Source organism: Pseudomonas sp. GW821-FHT11D10, assembly GCF_058808435.1.
The window spans coordinates 336933-352960 of the sequence record NZ_JBXARR010000006.1 but is presented as its reverse complement, the minus strand read 5'-3'; the positions used below and the strand labels follow the sequence as shown (position 1 = coordinate 352960).

Below are 16028 nucleotides of genomic sequence, written 5' to 3'. Positions count from 1 at the left end.
GAATTGATTTGTCACGGGCACTGAATGCCGGTGGGACTACATCCAAGACGTCTCACCAAACCCTTGTCAGTGCGCGTGACGGCACGAATGCCGATGGCTGTACATCTGAGGCCGGTTAACCCCGGTGCGCGGCAACGCGCAACAGTCATCAACCTTTGTCGTGCCACCTTTTTTGAATCTGCCGGCGAATGCCGGTGGAACTACCTGAAGAATCGAGATGATGAAAGAACACACTTACCAACTGCTGGAAGTCGCCAACGGCAAACCGATCAAGCTCTGGACCGAAGGCGTCCCGGTGGAAAACGAAGCGCGCGAGCAGTTGATGAACACGGCGAAGATGCCCTTCATCTTCAAGCATCTGGCGGTCATGCCGGATGTCCATCTGGGCAAGGGCTCGACCATCGGCAGCGTGATTCCCACGGTCGGCGCGATCATCCCGGCAGCGGTCGGGGTGGACATCGGTTGCGGCATGATTGCCGCGCGAACCTCGCTGACCGCGGCCGATCTGCCGGACAACCTGCATGGGCTGCGCAGTGCCATCGAGCAAGCGGTGCCTCATGGCCGCAGTTCGACCCGGTCGCGCCGTGACAAAGGCGCCTGGGATGAAATCCCGCAACAGGCCGATCAGGCCTGGGCGGCGCTGAATCCACGGTTCAAGGCGATCACCGACAAGTACCCGAAACTGGCCAACACCAACAACCGCGGGCATCTCGGAACACTGGGCAGCGGTAACCACTTCATCGAAGTGTGCCTGGATGAGGCCAACCGGGTCTGGTTCATGTTGCACAGCGGCTCGCGCGGTGTCGGCAACGCCATCGGCAACCTGTTCATCCAGATGGCCCAGGCGGATATGCGTCAGCACATCGCCAACCTGCCGGATCGTGACCTGGCGTACTTCGAAGAAGGCAGTCGGCACTTTGATGATTACGTGGAAGCTGTGGGCTGGGCCCAGGATTTCGCCAAGCAGAACCGGGCGCTGATGATGCAAGCGGTGATTCAGGCCACGCGGCAGATTATCCGCAAGCCATTCGACGTCGCGCTGGAAGCGGTGAACTGCCACCACAACTACGTGCAGAAAGAGCGGCATTTCGGCGAGGACATTCTGGTCACTCGCAAAGGCGCGGTGTCGGCGAAGAAGGGCGAGTTGGGGATCATCCCCGGTTCGATGGGCGCCAAGAGTTTCATCGTGCGCGGTCTGGGCAACGAAGAATCGTTTTGCTCCTGCAGCCACGGTGCCGGTCGGACCATGAGCCGTACCAAGGCCAAAAACACCTTCACCGTCGAAGATCAGATCCGTGCCACCGCGCACGTTGAATGCCGCAAGGACGCTGCGGTGATCGATGAAATTCCGATGGCCTACAAGGACATCGACAAAGTCATGCACGCCCAGCGTGAGCTGGTTGAAGTGCTGCACACCCTGCGTCAGGTGGTGTGCGTCAAGGGATAACGCGTGTCGCAAGGCGCACTGGAACAAGGATTGAAGGACATGAAATTCGAAGAACGTCACCCGCTGTGCAGCGTCATGCGCGCCCGCGTGCTGGAAGAACTGGCGCGCATCGAGCGTGAACGCAATGTCACGGTGCTGTATGCCTGCGAATCGGGCAGCCGGGCCTGGGGTTTTGCCTCGCCCGACAGTGATTACGATGTGCGCTTCGTTTATGTGGAAAAACCGGAGTGGTTCGTCCAGATCGATGCGCCAAGTGATGTGATCGAGCGACCGCTGGATGACGAGCTGGATGTCAGTGGCTGGGAGTTGCGCAAGACCCTCGGGCTGTTGCGCAAATCCAACCCGACCTTGCTCGAATGGCTCGACTCACCGCTGGTTTATCGCAGCGAAACCGCCGCGGTTTCTCAACTGCGGGCACTGGCCGAGGCGTTCTACAGCCCGCCAGCCGCGCGCAATCATTATCTGTCGATGGCGAAGAAGAACTTCCGTGGTTATCTGCAGGGTGAAAGCGTGCGGTTCAAGAAGTATTTCTACGTACTGCGGCCGCTGTTGGCGGTGCGCTGGATCGATCAGGGGCGGGGTCGGCCGCCGATGACGTTCAGCGATCTGCTGGGCACCGTCGATGACCGGGCATTGCTCGATGAGGTCGACGAACTGCTTGCGCTCAAGCGCAGTGCTGACGAGAGCGCCTACGGTCCTCGTCGTCCGGCGCTGCATGCGTTCATCGAGGCGGAACTCGAGCGTGCGGTGCCGGCATTGCCCCGAACCCGGGAAGATTCGCGGCAGCTCGATCGATACCTGCGGGAAACCGTTGGTTTGTACGCATAAGGAAAAAAATGAAACAGGACGTTATTGAACTGGACGGCGCTATCGGCGGTGGCCAGGTGTTGCGCAGTGCGCTGAGCCTGTCGATGGTGACGGGCCAGGCGTTTCGCATTGAGCGGATTCGGGCCAAGCGCAGTCGTCCGGGCCTGTTGCGCCAGCACCTGACTGCCGTGATGGCGGCAGCGCAGGTCTGCGGTGCAAAGATCCAGGGGGCTGAACTGGGCTCACAGACATTGAGCTTCGAGCCGGGGCCGATTCGTGGTGGCGATTATTCCTTTGCCATTGGAACTGCCGGCAGTTGCACGCTGGTGTTACAGACCTTGCTACCTGCCTTGTTGCTGGCGCCGCAAGCCAGTCGGGTGCGGATCAGCGGCGGCACGCATAATCCGCTGGCGCCACCGACCGATTTTCTCAACCGCAGCTGGTTGCCGTTGTTGCGCCGCATGGGCGCGGAAGTTGAACTGACGTTGCTGCGCCACGGTTTCGTACCGGCTGGCGGGGGCGAAATCGACGTCAGGGTGCAACCATCGAAACTGTCAGCACTGCACTTGTGTGAGCGCGGTTTGCCGCTCTCGCAACAGGCGTTTGCGCTGACGGCCGGGCTTGCGCCGAGCGTCGGCATACGCGAGCTTGACCGGGTGGCGCGTCGTATGAACATGGCGTCAGCAGAATTGAACGCCGTCATCCTTGATCCGGCCTGTGGCCCGGGCAACGTGTTGCTGCTGGAGTATGCGTTTGAACACGTCACGGAGATCTTCAGCGCTTTCGGTCAAGCCTCACTGCGTTCGGAGAAGGTGGCGGACGCCGCGATTGATCAGGCGGCCGATTGGTTGCACAGCGGTGCAGCGGTGGCAGAGCATCTGGCCGACCAGTTGCTGTTGCCGATGGTGCTGGCCGGAGGCGGATCGTTTACCACGCCCAGGATGACCGAGCATTTGCATAGCAACATTTTGGTCATCGAGCGTTTTGTCCCGATCACGATCCAGTGCCAAGAAGAGGGCGCAGACCGGTTGAGGGTTGAAGTTCGCGCCCGGGAGCAATAGGCGGCAAATTGCTGGCCCCCGAATGTTTAAAGTCCCGGCAAACTCGCCTTTTTTCAAAAGGTTAGGTGGGCTATATGCGGACGATTGTCATCACCGTAGCAACGCTTTCCCTCGCTCTGTTCGCGTTGGAGGCCCAGGCCAGGGAACTGAGCAAGAGCCATCGTTTTGCGTGTACCTGGGGTTCGGACATTGCCGCCGGCGCACAACAATCGAAGCTGTCAGGGATTTCGTTGTATGGCGCCCGCAAGCGCTTGCAGGCGCGCAAGTTCCAGCAACCATGGATGCGCATGACCGCCATGGGTATCACCGAACAGACCTACGACAGCGCGTCGCGGCTCAAGCCGGCGGCCGTCAAGCAGACCTACTACGAACAGTGCGTCCGGCACGAGTTGGCCCAGCGTTGAATGAAAAAGCCCGACCTGAAGAGGTCGGGCTTTTTCATGTCCGGTGCAATGACAGCGTCACTTGTCACTTTCGCAATTGACCATCCACGACACGCCAAAACGATCCACCAGCATGCCGAAGCGCGCAGCCCAGAAGGTGGCTTCCAGCGGCATGTCGACTCGACCATCCTTGGCCAGGGCGCTAAACACCCGTTCGGCCTCGGCAATGCTGTCGACATTCAGGGAAATCGAGCAACCGCTCATGCCTTGGGTCGGGCGGTCGGGGGTGGTGTCCGAAGCCATGAGCATCTGATCGCCGACTTTCAGGCAGGTGTGGATGATCAGGTTGTGATGCTCTTTGGGGACATGTTCCGCGGCTGGGGTTTCCCCGAAGGTCATCATCGCTTCGAGCTTGCCTTGCAGGCATTGCTCGTAAAACGTGAAGGCCGCGCGGCAGTCGCCGTTGAAGATCAGGTACGGGTTGATTTTCATGGGGGTGCTCCCGAATAGGCAGTTAGACGCGGCGCGGCCGGGTGTGCCGAAGCAGCGTCATGGATTGACTTCATCCAGCAAAGCGTTAGAACGCCGGATTGCCAGCCGATGCTGCAAGAATTTCCTTTCGGGGTGACCGATGGTCTGCGGGGAGGGGCGTCAGGAGTCGCGCGGGTTCTTTTGCACCGCAGCGCCCGCCACCCGGGCGGCAGGTCGGGTCTGCATCAGCGCATCGATCGCCTTGCGATAGTTCTGTCCGCCCAGCGCCATGCTGTTGTTGTGTGTTGCGCCGGGCACCAGCAGCAGGCTTTTCGGCTGCCGGGCGGCGGCGAACAGCTGCTCGCTGAAGCGTGACGGCACGAATGCGTCGGCCAGGCCGTGCACCACCAGCAAGGGCATGTGAATCTCGGCGATCTTGTCGATGGAATCGAATTTCTGCGACAGCAACCAACGGACTGGAAGGGAGGTGTTGGCCACGGCAGCCGCCACATCCGCCAATGAGGTGAATGTGGATTCGATAACCAGTCCGCGCACCGGCAATGGGGTGTGATGGCTGGCGGCATCGCGGCCAAGTTCTGCAGCCAGGTCGATGGCGACCGCGCCCCCCAGTGAATGCCCGTAGATCAGGCGTTTGTTCGGGTCCGGTTGCAACAGCTGGAAGCGTTCCCAGGCTACCCGCGCATCTTCGTACACCGTGCTCTCCGACGGCAGATCGCCATGACTCTGGCCGAAGCCGCGATAGTCGATGGCCAGTACCGAATAACCTGCTGCACGCAGTTGCTCGATACGGAACAGTTGACCGGTGAGGTTCCAGCGCACGCCATGCAGATAAAGGATGGCCGGAGCATCGGCGCGTTCCGCCGGCCACCACCAGGCGTGAATATTTTGCCCGGCCTTGAAGCTTTTCGGTTGCAGGTCGAGTTCCTGCACGCTGCCGGGCAAACCGTGATACCAGCCGGCGGTGCCCGGCTCGATGCGGAACAACAGCTTGCGTTCGGTGTGTTCCAGCACGGCACAACTCGCCGGCACGCCGATGATCAGGGCGGCCATGCAGGCGAACGCCAGACGGCGGCGTCGAAGTCGGGTCATGAAGGCAAGGAACATTAAACGTTTCACCACAGCGCGGACAAAGAACGCTTTTTACCAGATGCCTTGACCCGCGCGTGACATTTTCGACCACCGCACGCCTGCAACGATTACAAAATGCTGCAACGACTCAGTCGATCTTCAGCACTATCTTGCCGATGTGGTCGCCCGCTTCCATGTGCGCATGGGCCTTGGCTGCGTCGGTGAGCGGATAGACCTTGTCGATGATCGGCAGGCAGCGCCCGGCGGCGAGCACCGGCCAGACGTGTTTGCGCAATTGATCGGCGATGGTGGCCTTTTCCGCCGAGGTACGGGCGCGCAGGAGGGAACCGGTGACCACCGCACGCTTGCCGAGGATCGCCAGCAGGTCAATGTCATTGGCTCGCGCGCCGCCGAGGAACCCGAGCATTACCAACCGCCCATCCATCCCCAAGGCGCTGATGTTCCCGTTGAGGTACGAGCCGCCCATGATATCGAGGATCACATTCACGCCCTGGCCGGCGGTTTTCTCGGCGATGACAGCCGCGAAATCCTGTTCCCGGTAGTTGATCGCTTCGCCGCCCAGATTGCGGATCGCTGCGCATTTGTCGGCGCTGCCGGCGGTGGCGAAGGCTTCGATGCCAAACTCGCGGCACAGCATCAACGCGGTGGTGCCGATGCCGCTGGTGCCGCCGTGAATCAAGGCGCGCTGGCCACGGCTGGCGCCGCCGAGACCGAACAGGTTGGCCCACACCGTGAAAAAGGTTTCGGGAATGGCCGCTGCCTGAATCCAGTCCAGCCCATCGGGGATCGGCAGGGCCTGGCCGGCCGGGACCGTGCAGTATTCGGCGTAACCTCCGCCATTGGTCAGCGCGCAGACCCGGTCACCGACCGCGAATGCGCTGACACCGCTGCCAATCGCCACGACTTCGCCGGCCACTTCAAGGCCCGGAATCGGGTTCATACCAGGCTTCATCGGGTATTTGCCGGCGCGTTGCAGGGCGTCGGGGCGATTGATGCCGGCGGCATGCACGCGGATCAGTATTTCGCCTTCTGCGGCGACCGGCAGCGGGACGCGCCGGGATTGCAGAACCTCGGGCCCGCCCGGTTCGGTGATTTCGATTCGGGTCATTTCAGGGGGCAACGTCATTTTCGATTCCTCTTGAAAAAGTGATCAGTAGATGGGAGCACAGTCAGGGCGCAATGATTCCCCTCATTGGGCGCAGCAGCGTTGTTCGACGGAGGAGGGCAGCAGTTTCATGGCGTGCTCAAGTATCAGCGCGATCACGATGGCACCGCCGGCAATCACGAAGAGCAATACATGCTGTCCGCCCGTGGCGTTGAACAGCGCCGAATAGGCGAATCCGGCCAGCGCCTGAAACGTGGCGAACGACACCGTGGCGCGGCTCCACGCCACCTGCTGGCGATGATGATCCGGCACCAGCTCATGCACTCGGGCCAACGCCAGCGGAACGATGCCCGGTGGAAAGGAACCGAGGATCACCGCCAGCAGCGCCAAGGCCAGGAACGAATGTGAAATGGCCAATAAGCCAAGGGTGATCGCCTGCACCAGCAGCACCAGACGAATGCCAGTCCGCGCACCGAGGTGATCGGCGAGGAAGCCATAGCTCACAGGGCCGACGATGGCGCCCAGCCCGTACATGATCCAGACCAGTGCGCCGACGTGCGCCCCGGCGCCCAGTCCACGGGCGACGTAATCCACCAGGAAAACCATGGCCGGCACCAGCCCGGCGGCCATGAACGCGTACTGGGCAAACAGCAGATAAACAGCAGGCGGTGTCGGCTCGACCGGTTCCATCTGAGCCGTCGTGGTGGTTGCATGGGGCAGTTCTGAGGGCCAGCCGAACCAGCTCAATGCCGTCAGCGCCAGCGACAAGACGCCCAATCCCAGCCAGGTCGCCTGCAAACCCAGACTTAACAGCAGCGGGACGATCGTGCCCGAGCCGGCGATGCCCAGACCGATGCCGAGGAAAATCGCCCCGCTGGCCAGGCCTTTGCGCGCGGCGGGTACATGGGGCAGCACGGTCGCGGCCACCAGCACCATGATCGCGCCGCCCGCGATGCCGGACAGCAGGCGCCAGCCGAAATACCAGCTCACCGACACGGGGTACGCACAGGCAAAAAACGCCACGGTCACCGCCAACATCATCAGTCGCAAGGCGTTTCTCTGGGTAAGCCGGCGTGCCATCGGGCGACCGAGGAGGGCGCCGATCAGGTAACCGACCAGGTTGGCCGCGCCGAGATAGACCACATCATGGGCGGAAAACCACTGCGCCTGAATCAGCGAAGGGATCAGCGGCGTGTAGGCGAAACGCGCCAGACCGATGCTGACCAGGCTGGCGCAGAGTCCGGCGAAGATCGCCAGCCAGACACTCGTGTCCGGACGTTCGGGCGAAGCAGTTGAAGTGCGCATGACGGCAATCCTGTGGAAAGGTTTATGGCGTCCAGCATATCGGCTATCGTTGCTGCGTTAATGCAGCGAGTTTGCGTGGTTGTGATGCGTTTATGCAGCAATGGAGAACGGTATGAATTGGGATGACGCACGAGTGTTTCTCGCGGTTTGCCGCGAGTCGACATTACGTGGCGCCGCGCGTGTACTGGGCGTGGATCAGGCGACAGTCGGGCGACGCATCACCGCACTGGAAAAGTCGCTGGGCGCGACCTTGTTCCTGCGCACCTCCGAGGGCTATGCGCTGACGGCAGTCGGCGAAGCGGCGCTCAAGTCGGTGGAAAAAATGGAGCATTCGGCGCTGGAGCTGGAGCGGCGTATCCAGGGCCTGGACGATCGCCTGACCGGTAGCGTGCGGGTCAGCACCACTGATTCGCTGGCCATCGATTTCCTGATCCCGGCCATTGCGCAGTTGCACCAACAGCATCCCGACGTGCGCGTGCAGCTGGATGCCTCCACGCAGATCCTCAGCCTGGCCAAACGCGAAGCGGACATCGCCGTGCGCAACACCCGCCCGGACAATCCGGACCTGATTGCCCGACGCATCGCGCGCTGGCCGGTGGGGCTGTTTGCCTCGCAGGCCTATGTCGACCGCCATGGTGTGCCGACGCCGGGCAGTGCGTTCGAGGGCCATGATCTGGTGGTGTACCAACCGTATCTGCAAGGCAACAAAGACCTGACCCTGGTGACGGAACCCGTGACTCGCGGGCGGATCGTTGCCGGTCTGAGCTCCAGCCTGCTGGTACGCCGCTCGATTGCCGCCGGGCTGGGTGTAGGAGAAATCCCGGTCTACATGGGCGAGCGCGACGGTCTGGTCAGGCTGTGGCCGGAGCGTACGCGGCCGTTGCCTTATGAAGTGTGGCTGGTGACCCATGCGGATTTGCGCCATACCGCGCGGGTCAGGGCGGTGATCGAGCAGATTGTCGAGGCGTTTGCGCTGGAGAATGAATAGTCCTTGATGCCGTGTAGGACGGCTACATCAGCTGACGATCTTGCCTACAACAGTGCCAGAATCCGCTGGCTTGTGAGTTTTTTGGCCGGGCCCTATCGTTTCTCACACCCGGAGTGAACAGGTGAAGCGCTTCGAGGTGATCAATCCAGGGAAGTATTGATAAACGTCAGAGGTGCGGAATTGATTGCAAGGGAATTCAGCCAATTTCAAGCAAGCGACATGGCCGGGCAAACGGATAGTACTGAGTCTATGAACTACATAACGCGAGACGAATTCAGCGCCAGGATCGAGGTCATCGAGACAAGAATCGATGCACGGATCGAGTCCATGTCCGCCAAGATCGATGGCTTTCTGACCCAGCAGGCCGAGCGGGACAAGGTGCGGTTGGAGCAGGAGCAGTCTCAGGAAGCTGCTCGATTGGAGTTGGAAGCAACTCGACTGGAGCGAGAGCGCTCTCAGGAAGCCGCTCGTGTGGAACGAGAGCGCTCTCAGGAAAAAGTTCGACTGGAACAGGAGCAGGCTCGGAAAGAGGCTCGGCTGGAGCGAGAGAGGGCTCAGGAAGAAGTCCGCCTGGCTCGGGAGCGGTATCTGGAGGATTTTCGCCAGGAGCAAGAAAGGATTCGGTTGGGAAGGGAAAAGGCCAATGAAAAAGCCTGGCTGGAGCGAGAGAATACTGAACGAAAAATTCGTCTGGCGCAGGAAAAGGTTCATCAGGAGCGCGACAAACGTTATGCGTTGATGGCGGCTCGTATGGATCGATCCCTGGAGCGTATAGACGAGGCAATGAGAATGGTCTCGACGAACAAGGCGAACTACTGGGCCGCGACCACCGTACATTTTCTGGGGATGGTTGCCATTCTCGTCGGCTCCTACTACGCGAACCAGTCAAATGTGCTTGTCACGATGCAGGCCACCCTGGCCATGATTCAATCGGTGAAAGAGGCTGGAAATTCTGCGCCAGCAGTGCTGATGACCTTGCCTGCAGAATGAAAAACGGCCTTCAACGAAGGCCGTTTTTTTGAGCGATGAAAACCACGGGCTTATGGCATTTCCGGCAGTTCCTGCGGGCGCAGATCAAACACCAGGACTTCGGCATCCTGGCCATTGTTCAGGGTCAGTGCCTGTTCTTCACGAACCCGTACGCCGTCGCCTTCCTTCAATTGCACGCCGTTCAGTTCAACGCTGCCGCGAGCAACGTGCACATAGGCATAGCGGTTGGCAGGCAGCTTGAGGGTGGCGCTTTCCTCGCCATCGAACAGCCCGGCATACACCCGTGCATCCTGGCGCACTTTCAGCGAGCCGTGAGTGCCTTCGGGCGAAATGATCAGTTGCAGGCGACCGCGTTTTTTCTGTTCACTGAAGTGCTCTTGCTGGTAACGCGGTTTCGCGCCGCTGACGTCAGGCACGATCCAGATCTGCAGGAAGTGCACAGGCTTGGTCGCCGAGTGGTTGAACTCGCTGTGGGCCACGCCGCTGCCGGCGCTCATCAGTTGCACATCGCCGGGGCGGATCACCGAACCGGTGCCGAGGGTATCCTTGTGTTCCAGCGCACCTTCGAGCACGTAGGAGAAAATCTCCATGTCACGGTGCGGGTGCTGGCCGAAACCCTTGCCGGCAGCAACGCGGTCATCGTTGATCACCAGCAGGTCGGAAAAACCCTGTTCACGCGGGTCACGGTAGCTGGCGAAGGAAAAGGTGTGGAACGACTTCAACCAGCCATGATTGGCCAGACCACGGTCGGAAGCTTTACGAAGGGTCAGCATGATGAAATCTCCTTTCAGGACGTTGATTCGTCCGAGTGAGGAGAAGGTTACTGGTTACCCTGTGATGCAATAAGTAGATGAAAATTGAAATACTGTCCGTTTTGAGTTGACAGTTGTGAGCACTGGATCACGCATTCTTTTCCAACGGTTCCACCGTATCTGGCCATAATGCTCACACTTATGACTCTGCATAGATTTTGGTGATACCCCCATGAAGACCGTGGCAATGGTGCTGTTTCCCGATTTTCTGCTGCTCGACATGGCCGGGCCGCTGGAAGTTTTCTCGGTCGCCAACCGCTACCTGAAACCGCAAGCCCACTATCACCTGACCACCCTGGGCACTGAGCGCGGGCCATTGCGTGCGTCCAATGGCGTCCTCGTGCACACCGATCGGCATATCGACGAAGCCGATAAGCGCTACGACTTGCTGCTGGTGCCGGGCGGCCCCGGCGCCTACAACGAAAAACACCCGCCGTTGCTCGACTGGCTGCAGGGCGCGGTGACGCGCGCCGGGCAATATGGCTCAATCTGTACAGGCGCCTTCGTGCTGGGTCACGCCGGATTGCTCGACGGCTATCGTGTGACCACCCACTGGAATTACACCGAACGCCTGATCAAGGGATTTCCGAAGGCAAACGTCGCCACCGACCAGATTTTTGTCGAGGATCGCAACCTGATCACCTCCGGAGGCGTCACGGCCGGGATCGATATGGCGTTGGCGGTGGTCGCCCGCGATCATGGCAAAAAGATTGCCCAGGACGTGGCCAAGGTGCTGTTGGTCGTCATGAAACGTCAGGGCGGGCAAGCGCAGTTCAGCCCGCTGATGGCGGCAGTGGCGCCCCAGGAAACCCCGATCACCCGGGTGCAGAACCATGTGCTGGAACATCTGGAGGAAGCCTTCACCGTCGAGCGCATGGCGGGGCTTGCGAACATGAGTGCACGGCATTTCGCCCGGGTGTTCGCCCGCGAGGTCAACATGACGCCCATGGAATTTCTGCAAAGTGCGCGCATCGATTGCGCACGTAATCTGCTGGAAATCAGCGATCTGCCGCTGAAAACCGTGGCCTACAAAAGCGGTTTCGGCAGTGTGCGGCACATGCGGTTTCTGTTCGGCGAAAAGCTCGGGCTGACCCCGACGCAATATCGCGAACAGTTCAGCTAGAGCGGTTCTGTCCGTTACGGGCACCCGGATGTCCGTGCTGGACCCCGCGTGGTGGTTGTACCGTCATCGAGGCCTGCGAAGATAACGGACATGAACAGCCTCAACGAATTGAACTCCGCGTCGGTCCTGCGTTTCGGGCCGTACGCGTTCCATTTGCGCCAACGGCTGATCCTCGAAGGGGATCGGCAATTGCGCATGGGCGGTCGTGCGCTGGACATTCTGCAAGTGCTGGTCGAGCGCGCCGGCCGGGTGGTCAGCAAAGAACAACTGATCGCGCTGGTGTGGCCAACGTCGGTGGTCGAGGAGATCAACCTGCGGGTGCACATCGCCGCGTTGCGCCGGGCCCTCGGCGACGGCGAAAACGGTCAGCGCTACATCATCAATGTGCCGCAATGCGGGTACAGCTTCGTGGCACCGGTGCAGGGTGACAGCGTGGCGCAGGTGGTGTTCGAAAGCCTGCAAGCACCCCAACACAATTTGCCCGCACGGCTGACGCCGGTCACCGGGCGCGATTCATTGGTCGGTGGTCTGGTGCGCCAACTGCCGTTGTCCCGGCTCCTGACGGTAACGGGACCTGCCGGTGTCGGCAAAAGCACCGTGGCACTGCGTGCAGCGGAACTGCTGCTGCAGCATTTTCGTGACGGCGTGTGGCAGGTGGACCTGTCGCTGATCGACGAAGAGATTCCGCTCCTTGATCACCTGCTGAAAACCCTTGATATCGATTTCCCCACACTGGCCGCGCGTCACGCCTTGCTGGTGCTGGATAATTGCGAGCACCTTCACGCAGCCTGTCGGAGCTTGCTGGAAACATTGCTCGACGCCGCGCCCCGTCTGTCGATCCTGGCCACCAGCCGCGAACCGTTGCGTCTCGGTCTGGAAGTCCTGCAGCCATTGCCACCGCTGACCCTTCCCAAAGCGTCGGCCCTCAACAGTGTCGCCGAGGTCATGGGCTATTCGGCGGTGCAGCTGTTTGTCAGTCGCGCCCGCGCCCGACAACACGGTTTCTGTCTGCGTGAGCAGGATCTGGAAACGGTGCGCGACATCTGTCGGCGGCTCGACGGCCTTCCGCTGGCGATCGAACTGGCAGCCGCGCAGATCGATGCGCTGGCGCTGGTCGGCCTTCAGACCCAACTGGACCAAGGTCTGCAAGTTCTGAGTCACGGTCGCCGCACCGCTGTGCCACGCCACCAGTCGATGAAGGCTGCGCTGGACTGGAGCTATCAACACTTGAGCGAGCAAGAACAACGCGTGCTGCAGCGGTTATCGGTGTTCAAGATGGCATTCACCCTGGATGCCGCCATCGGTGTGATCAGTTGCGCACAACTACCACCCTCGACACTGGTGTCCGTCGTTGAGCAGTTGGCAGTCAAATCGTTGCTGACAACGGACCGATCCAGCGGAACACTGCGCTACCGAATGCTCAACACCACGCGCCGCTATGCCCGCGAACAACTGGAGCAGGGCGGCGAACTGAGTGATGTCGAGCGTCGGCACGCGCGTTACCTGGGCCGCACCCGGCCAGCCTCAAGCGGCCGACTGACCGCGCAGTTCGTCGAGCAATAAACGCACCTTGCGCAAGTCCGGTGTGGCATAGCCTTCGGTGAAGCGCTGGTAGATCGGTGTTAGCAATTCGAGTGCCTCACGGTAGCGCGACTGGCGCTGCCACAACTGAGCCATCGACGTTGCGCTGCGCAGTTCCCAGGCCAGGGCGCCTTGCGTCCGCGCAATTTCAAGCGATTGCTGCAAAGCGCTTTCGACCGTGTGATGGCAGGGCGATTCAGCCGCCAGCAATCGCTCGGCCCGAGCCCGCAAGATTTCCGCAGTACTCCAGCCGGCTGCGCCACTTTGCGCCCGTTCCAGCAACGCGTCATCGACGAAACCCGGATCCAGCGTGACCATGATTTCCCTGACCAGGCCGCTGTCGGCGGGCGGGATGGCGGAGGCCTTGTCAGCGTCGATCACCTGCGCGTAGTGCCGCGCCCACGTGTAGAACAGCAGCACCGAATGCTTCTGCGCCTGTTCGAGCAGCAGTTGCAGCAGCGCGCGGGCGTTTTGTACGTCGCCGTTGTAATGGGCGATCAGGCACGAGGCGAGTGCCAGGGTGTAGCAGATCGAGGTGCCGTGGTTGATCTGCACCGCGATGTCCAGCGCCTGCCGCGCCGTGCGCCAGGCCTGCTCGGGAAAACCTTGCAGCCACAACACTCGGGCGAGAACGGTCAGCGAGGCGACGCTCTGATCGTATTGCACGCCGAAACCGTGGGTGAAACGGTTGAGGTGGCCACTGTGGGCCATGCGCTGAATGACCTGTTCGGCGTGGGTTCGCGCCTGATGCTGATCGCCGGCGTAATGCAGCGCGAGTACCCGCAAGCGATGGGTACTCAGGGACAACTGCGCATCGCCGTGCACGCCGAGGCTTTCGAATTGCTCGCTCTGCTCCAGCGCCATCCGGTAATGCCCGCAACTGAGATTGACCGCCATGTGCCCCGACACCGCGCGCAACTGGCCGGCCATGTCGTCGTGCCGTTGCGCCAGCAGCCGCGCACTGACAAAGGCTTCGATGGTTTCCGGGGTGCCGCCCCAGGTGTGATAGCAGGCGCTGCCGAGGGCCAGTTTCAAGGCGATTTCCAGTCGCGGGCAGGGCTCGTCGGAGGACGCCAGCAACGCGAGTGCCCGACGCACATGAACGCCGTACTCCTTGAGCAGGGACAACTCCTGCCACAACGGCGCCGAGGTCGCCGTCAGGCGCACGCCGAGCGCGCGCGAGCCTCGGTCATTCAGCGTCCAGTCCAGCGCCGCGCGCAGGTCTTCAAGACCACGGGCGTAACGCTCGATCCAGACTTCGGTCGCTGTGTTTTCCCAATCGGCCTGGGCTTGATGCATCAGCGCCAGGCTGCGTTCGGCATGGCGTTCGCGGGTTTCGCCGAGCTCCGCGGCCTGGTCGAGTTTTTCCAATGCATAGCGACGAGTCGTGTCGAGCAGGCGATAGAACACTTCTTCATCGCCAACCTCGACGTTGAGCAGCGACTTGGCGACCAGTTGCGTGATCGAGGCAAACACTTCGTTCGATTCGATGTGCTGACCGACGATAACCGCCGCCGCAGATTCCAGGGTGAATGCGCCACGAAACACGCCCAGTCGACGCAGGCCGGTCTGTTCGCAGGCGTTGAGCAGGTTGAAACTCCAGTCCAGCGTAGCGCGCAGGGTTTCATGCCGACCGAGGCGAGTCTGATTACCCGCCGGCAAACGCCCCTGAAGCTGACTCAGCAAACCGTCCAGACCAAGGCCCGCCACCTGCGCGGCGGCTAGTTCCAGTGCCAGGGGGATGCCGTCCAGCCGTCGACAGATGTCGATGATCAACGGCAGATCAGCGTTGCCCGGCTCAAAGTGTTCGTGCGCCGCCATCGCCCGTTCGACGAACAGTTGCAGCGCGGAAAATCCCATCGCCTGATCGCGGTCGAGCACTGCAATCGGCGGCGGGCAATCGAGGGATTCCAGACGCTGCACATACTCGCCCTCGGCGCGCAGGCTTTCGCGGCTGGTGGCCAGAATATGCACCTGCGGCGCGCCACGCAGAATGCTTTCGCTGAGCAGCGCCACGGCGTCGATCAAGTGCTCGCAGTTGTCGATCACCAGCAGCATCTGCCGCTCGCGCAGGCTGTTGATCAGGCAGGCCATCGGTTCACTGGCATGCAGCGAAAGGTCCAGCAGGGCGGCGAGGTGCGAGCAGATCGAGCCCGGATCGTTGAGTGGCGCCAGATCCAGCAGACGAATCCCGTCGCGATAACGGCCGATCAGTTGCTCGGCGACACGTAGGGCCACGGTGGTCTTGCCGATGCCGCCGGGGCCGACCAGGGTGATGCAGCGCTGGCGCGGCAGCTGCTTCATCAGGCTGTCGACCACCGACTGGCGCCCGATCATCCGCGTGCGGCGCAATGGCAGGTTATGCCGGCCAATAGTGGCGGCGGCGGGGCGTTGTTCAATGGATTGCAGCACGACCGGCGCGACGAAACTGTAACCGCGCTGCGCCACGGTGACGATGTAGCGCTGCCCGGCCTGACCGTCGCCGAGTGCCTTGCGCAGCGCCGCCATGTGCACCCGCAGATTGATGTCTTCCACTACGCTGTCCGGCCAGACTCCGGCGATCAGTTGCTGCTTGCTCACCACCTCGCCGGCGTGGGCCAGCAGGATCAGCAGAATGTCCATGGCGCGGCGGCCCAGGCGCAAAGGCTGATCGCCCTCAAGCACCAGCCGCTGGCTGGGGTGGATCCGATAGGGGCCGAAACCGATGGCCTGATTCGGGGAAAGACTCAACCGCTCACTCCTTCGACGTTTTTTGTGATCCTGGTCCGCCTCGGTGAAGAATCCGTGACGGGCAGGGCGGGGAGCGACTCGAGGGTCACGCAAGCCGTCTAATCCGCAGTATCCG

The 16028-nt window shown here is 61.4% G+C and carries 14 protein-coding genes; 8 read left to right on the top strand and 6 right to left on the bottom strand.

What is annotated here, in order from left to right:
- The first annotated feature begins 220 nt into the window (after positions 1-220).
- The 4 genes from AC1RT4_RS20000 (at position 221) to AC1RT4_RS19985 (ending at position 3719) form a co-directional block, all read left to right on the top strand.
- Positions 221-1447, top strand: coding sequence for an RtcB family protein (locus AC1RT4_RS20000; RefSeq protein WP_085612896.1), 1227 nt, complete (start codon positions 221-223; stop codon positions 1445-1447).
- Positions 1448-1486: 39 nt separating this feature from the next.
- The gene (locus AC1RT4_RS19995; RefSeq protein ID WP_493087310.1) at positions 1487-2275 is read left to right on the top strand and encodes a nucleotidyltransferase domain-containing protein; all 789 of its coding nucleotides are present in this window, start codon (positions 1487-1489) and stop codon (positions 2273-2275) included.
- Positions 2276-2283: 8 nt separating this feature from the next.
- Positions 2284-3315 carry an RNA 3'-terminal phosphate cyclase gene (gene rtcA / locus AC1RT4_RS19990; protein ID WP_493087308.1) on the top strand — a complete coding sequence of 344 codons (1032 nt, stop codon included), beginning with the start codon at positions 2284-2286 and terminating at the stop codon, positions 3313-3315.
- A gap of 74 nt (positions 3316-3389) precedes the next feature.
- Positions 3390-3719, top strand: a complete 330-nt coding sequence (locus AC1RT4_RS19985) for a hypothetical protein (protein ID WP_007956060.1) — start codon at positions 3390-3392, stop codon at positions 3717-3719.
- 57 nt (positions 3720-3776) lie between these two features.
- Here the strand turns inward: AC1RT4_RS19985 and AC1RT4_RS19980 are convergent, their stop codons facing one another.
- The 4 genes from AC1RT4_RS19980 to AC1RT4_RS19965 all read right to left on the bottom strand — a co-directional run bounded on the left by AC1RT4_RS19980 (position 3777) and on the right by AC1RT4_RS19965 (position 7689).
- A complete protein-coding gene (locus AC1RT4_RS19980) occupies positions 3777-4190 on the bottom strand; it encodes a VOC family protein (protein ID WP_493087306.1) in 414 nt (137 codons plus the stop codon).
- Positions 4191-4349: 159 nt separating this feature from the next.
- The gene (locus AC1RT4_RS19975; RefSeq protein ID WP_493087304.1) at positions 4350-5294 is read right to left on the bottom strand and encodes an alpha/beta hydrolase; all 945 of its coding nucleotides are present in this window, start codon (positions 5292-5294) and stop codon (positions 4350-4352) included.
- 112 nt (positions 5295-5406) lie between these two features.
- A complete protein-coding gene (locus tag AC1RT4_RS19970; RefSeq protein ID WP_493087302.1) occupies positions 5407-6405 on the bottom strand; it encodes an NAD(P)H-quinone oxidoreductase in 999 nt (332 codons plus the stop codon).
- A gap of 63 nt (positions 6406-6468) precedes the next feature.
- Positions 6469-7689, bottom strand: a complete 1221-nt coding sequence (locus AC1RT4_RS19965; protein ID WP_493087300.1) for a YbfB/YjiJ family MFS transporter — start codon at positions 7687-7689, stop codon at positions 6469-6471.
- Between the two features lie 112 nt (positions 7690-7801).
- On the opposite strand from AC1RT4_RS19965, the gene AC1RT4_RS19960 reads away from it, so the two are divergent.
- Together AC1RT4_RS19960 and AC1RT4_RS19955 are read left to right on the top strand one after the other, a co-directional pair.
- On the top strand, positions 7802-8677 hold the full coding sequence (locus AC1RT4_RS19960) for a LysR family transcriptional regulator (RefSeq protein WP_493087298.1): 876 nt from the start codon (positions 7802-7804) through the stop codon (positions 8675-8677).
- A 327-nt stretch (positions 8678-9004) separates the two neighbouring features.
- A complete protein-coding gene (locus AC1RT4_RS19955; protein ID WP_493087296.1) occupies positions 9005-9667 on the top strand; it encodes a hypothetical protein in 663 nt (220 codons plus the stop codon).
- A gap of 50 nt (positions 9668-9717) precedes the next feature.
- Here AC1RT4_RS19955 and AC1RT4_RS19950 read toward each other — a convergent pair whose 3' ends face one another.
- Entirely contained in the window at positions 9718-10440 is a 723-nt protein-coding gene (locus AC1RT4_RS19950) for a pirin family protein (RefSeq protein ID WP_493087294.1), read from the bottom strand.
- Positions 10441-10651: 211 nt separating this feature from the next.
- On the opposite strand from AC1RT4_RS19950, the gene AC1RT4_RS19945 reads away from it, so the two are divergent.
- A complete protein-coding gene (locus tag AC1RT4_RS19945) occupies positions 10652-11602 on the top strand; it encodes a GlxA family transcriptional regulator (RefSeq protein ID WP_493087292.1) in 951 nt (316 codons plus the stop codon).
- A 90-nt stretch (positions 11603-11692) separates the two neighbouring features.
- On the top strand, positions 11693-13165 hold the full coding sequence (locus tag AC1RT4_RS19940) for an ATP-binding protein (RefSeq protein ID WP_493087290.1): 1473 nt from the start codon (positions 11693-11695) through the stop codon (positions 13163-13165).
- Here the strand turns inward: AC1RT4_RS19940 and AC1RT4_RS19935 are convergent.
- Positions 13127-15913, bottom strand: a complete 2787-nt coding sequence (locus AC1RT4_RS19935) for an ATP-binding protein (protein WP_493087288.1) — start codon at positions 15911-15913, stop codon at positions 13127-13129. The two genes, AC1RT4_RS19940 and AC1RT4_RS19935, sit on opposite strands and share 39 nt — an antisense overlap.
- Between the last annotated feature and the right edge of the window lie 115 nt (positions 15914-16028).

Bases quoted from the DNA above. Each gene is read 5' to 3' on its own strand.
- AC1RT4_RS19975 (WP_493087304.1), bottom strand. From the start codon at position 5,294: ATGTTCCTTGCCTTCATGACCCGACTTCGACGCCGCCGTCTGGCGTTC.
- AC1RT4_RS19985 (WP_007956060.1), top strand. From the start codon at position 3,390: ATGCGGACGATTGTCATCACCGTAGCAACGCTTTCCCTCGCTCTGTTC.
- AC1RT4_RS19940 (WP_493087290.1), top strand. From the start codon at position 11,693: ATGAACAGCCTCAACGAATTGAACTCCGCGTCGGTCCTGCGTTTCGGG.
- AC1RT4_RS19955 (WP_493087296.1), top strand. From the start codon at position 9,005: ATGTCCGCCAAGATCGATGGCTTTCTGACCCAGCAGGCCGAGCGGGAC.
- AC1RT4_RS19995 (WP_493087310.1), top strand. From the start codon at position 1,487: ATGAAATTCGAAGAACGTCACCCGCTGTGCAGCGTCATGCGCGCCCGC.
- AC1RT4_RS20000 (WP_085612896.1), top strand. From the start codon at position 221: ATGAAAGAACACACTTACCAACTGCTGGAAGTCGCCAACGGCAAACCG.
- AC1RT4_RS19970 (WP_493087302.1), bottom strand. From the start codon at position 6,405: ATGACGTTGCCCCCTGAAATGACCCGAATCGAAATCACCGAACCGGGC.
- AC1RT4_RS19960 (WP_493087298.1), top strand. From the start codon at position 7,802: ATGAATTGGGATGACGCACGAGTGTTTCTCGCGGTTTGCCGCGAGTCG.
- AC1RT4_RS19945 (WP_493087292.1), top strand. From the start codon at position 10,652: ATGAAGACCGTGGCAATGGTGCTGTTTCCCGATTTTCTGCTGCTCGAC.
- AC1RT4_RS19965 (WP_493087300.1), bottom strand. From the start codon at position 7,689: ATGCGCACTTCAACTGCTTCGCCCGAACGTCCGGACACGAGTGTCTGG.
- rtcA (WP_493087308.1), top strand. From the start codon at position 2,284: ATGAAACAGGACGTTATTGAACTGGACGGCGCTATCGGCGGTGGCCAG.
- AC1RT4_RS19950 (WP_493087294.1), bottom strand. From the start codon at position 10,440: ATGCTGACCCTTCGTAAAGCTTCCGACCGTGGTCTGGCCAATCATGGC.
- AC1RT4_RS19980 (WP_493087306.1), bottom strand. From the start codon at position 4,190: ATGAAAATCAACCCGTACCTGATCTTCAACGGCGACTGCCGCGCGGCC.